This window comes from bacterium, from assembly GCA_040753085.1.
GTDB lineage: Bacteria > UBA9089 > JASEGY01 > JASEGY01 > JASEGY01 > JASEGY01.
In genome coordinates this window covers 1-2,567 of the sequence record JBFMHI010000230.1, presented here as the reverse complement: position 1 = coordinate 2,567, position 2,567 = coordinate 1, and the positions used below count along the sequence as shown (strand labels likewise).

Below are 2,567 nucleotides of genomic sequence, written 5' to 3'. Positions count from 1 at the left end.
TCCTAACCAAATAACACCTGAAAATTTCCTGTCGCTATCTGCTCTTGGTTAAATTTAACTGCAATTTTGCTACAAATCACTTCATCTTTTAGACGCAAGCTCTCACACTAAAGTGAACCGTCCCGACTTTCTTAAGGCACTCTATCACTCTATCACTTTCCTATCACTTCTTCCTAAGGGCTAATCGCTAAATAGATTCAAAGATAGTTTACTAGGCATTCAGGGCTATCCTGGCCATAGCTTCCTCAAAGGACTTGATTAAGAGGGAGTTCAGGCGATCCGAAAATTGATCAGGTTTTCGCAGACAGTCTTCTCTGGCGGAAGATCGCCATAAAACTTCCTGCCGGCGCCTATCCTCAGGCGGTAAAGCCCTCTGTTTACGTAGTTGGGCCAGGAGGGCTTTAGAGTTCTGTCCGGCAAATTCTGCTAAGGCGGCTATCTCAGGATGAAGATAGGTGTATTTGGCTTCATAGCCGCCAAAGGAAGAAAGATCAGCTCTACCTTCAGCTAAATAATCATGGTAGGCCTGGCTTCCTTTGAGGAGCCTGAGGGGGTGATAGAGGAGGTGGGCGGTAGCTGAAGGAGAATTCATCAAGCCGGTCTCTTTTAGAAATTGAAGGTTAGCTTTTACATCCTGAAGGGTGGAATCAGGGGTAAACATAATAAAGCCGAGGTATATCTTAAGCCCTGTAAACTGGTTAAGAATATCCACCGCTCGCCTGTTTTCTTCCAGAGATGTGCCCTTTCTGATCTCTTTAAGAACCCTGTCTGAGCCGCTTTCGACCCCTAAAAAGATGTGGCTTAGGCCTGCCTCAACCAGTTTTTCTATTACCGTAGGGTCTTTAATATCTGGGCTTCGTGTTTCCAGGCCAAAGTGAATCCCCGGAAGACGGTCTTTAATTAGTTCTGCTATGTCTCGCGCCCGCTCAGTTCCGGCTTTGCCCGGACCAAAGAAGTTGGCGTCAGCGAAGTAGATATAATCCCCACCCATCTGATTCAAGACCTCTTCGATCTCCGTCACAATATTAAGCGGGCTTCTACCACGCCAACACCTTCTGTAGAAACGGTTCAAATGGCAGAAGGAGCAGTTGTTCCAGCAACCCCGGCTCCCCAGAATGAAGGGATGAATCCCTTTGAGTTTGGATAGATCAGATCTGGCCGGAAAGGGGAGACTATCTAAATCTGGCCGGAGAGGTCGGGGAGACGTCCTGATTATCCGGTCGCCTGGGCGATAAGCTAATCCCTTTATGGCAGGTAAAAAGCCCTTGCCTCTCTTCCCTTTCCCCTCTTTCAATTTAGATGATAGTTCCAGGATGGTGCCCTCTACCTCACCGATGATGATGGAGTCGATGAAGGGATAGGTCTTGAGTAAATCCTGGTAAGCGAAGGTAGGATAGTAACCAAAGAGAGTGAGATGGGTTTGGGGATGCTGGGCCTTCAGTTGAGACAGCATGCTTAGGCTAGACGCGGTTTCATCCCAGGAGTAGATAAGATTCACGCCTAACAGGTCGAATCTTTCTCCGGCCAGGGTTTGAATAGTTTCCGCGGCGATCCAACCCGAGAGATGGGCGTCGATCACCTCAACCTGGAAACCGTGTTTGGAGAGGACAGAAGCGGCATAGCCGGTAAAGAGAGAAGATGAGAGGGGGGCATTAATAATATCTTCAAAATCAGCTTCAGAGATAAGGCGGGGATGGTCGAGCAGGCAGATACGCATTAATCTTTTTGGTAACCGTTCAGCCACCAAGGCACGAAGACACGAAGGGGAAAATATGTGTCGTAGAGAATATTAGAGCAATAGAGCAGAAGTTCTGGAACTTTCAGAAAAGTCTTTAACTACTGGTCTGCTGCTCTACTGCTCTATTTTTGTGTCTTAGTGTCTTTGTGGCCGAACACTTACCTTTTTTGGCGTTTTTCCAGATGAGTGATCATTTCTACCCGTTGGGCATAGCGGCCTTCCAGGGCCTCGGTAATCAGAAAGACCCTGACCATCTCGTCAACTAAGGAGGGATTTATATGGTCTGCGCCCATAACGAGGATATTGGCATTAATATGTTCGCGGGCTGCCTTGGCCGTCTCCACACTGTAACAAAGGGCCGCTCTTATCCCAGGAACCTTATTGGCCGCAATAGACATTCCAATCCCCGTCCCGCAGATAAGGATACCCTTTTCACATTCTCTCTTAGTTACCGCCTCAGCTACTTGAGCCGCAAAGTGCGGATAATCAACTCTTTCATCGCTATCCGTCCCATAATCTTGATATTCATACTTCAAGCCGTTAAGTAAGATCTTTATTCTTTTTTTAAGTTCAACACCGCGATGATCGCTGCCTAAGCCAATCATTTCTGCCTCCTGCTCTTAATCATAACTCGTCCCCTCAGACGTGGTCTCCTTCCCTCCTCATTAGCCATTAAGGCACAGGGGGCATTCCCCTCTTTTCTCGTAACCGTTCAGGTATAGCTGCACGGATTAGCACGGATAAATAACACAGGACAGAAGGCGGAAGTGTAGGGACAGGGCTTGTCCCTGTCCGTGCTTGTCCATGTCCGTTCCGTAGACGGACAACC

General features: G+C 47.9%; 2 protein-coding genes. Both read right to left on the bottom strand.

Going from position 1 to position 2,567, the window contains the following annotated elements; translation table 11 throughout:
* Positions 1 to 211: 211 nt before the first annotated feature.
* Positions 212 to 1,717 carry a radical SAM protein gene (locus AB1797_13890; GenBank protein ID MEW5768678.1) on the bottom strand — a complete coding sequence of 502 codons (1,506 nt, stop codon included), beginning with the start codon at positions 1,715 to 1,717 and terminating at the stop codon, positions 212 to 214.
* 179 nt (positions 1,718 to 1,896) lie between these two features.
* Positions 1,897 to 2,343 (bottom strand): ribose 5-phosphate isomerase B, encoded by a 447-nt coding sequence (gene rpiB / locus AB1797_13885; protein MEW5768677.1) that lies wholly within the window; start codon positions 2,341 to 2,343, stop codon positions 1,897 to 1,899.
* Positions 2,344 to 2,567 lie beyond the last annotated feature (224 nt).

Excerpts from the sequence above, each read along its gene's own strand:
- AB1797_13890 (MEW5768678.1), bottom strand. The coding sequence starts at position 1,717 with ATGCGTATCTGCCTGCTCGACCATCCCCGCCTTATCTCTGAAGCTGAT.
- rpiB (MEW5768677.1), bottom strand. The coding sequence starts at position 2,343 with ATGATTGGCTTAGGCAGCGATCATCGCGGTGTTGAACTTAAAAAAAGA.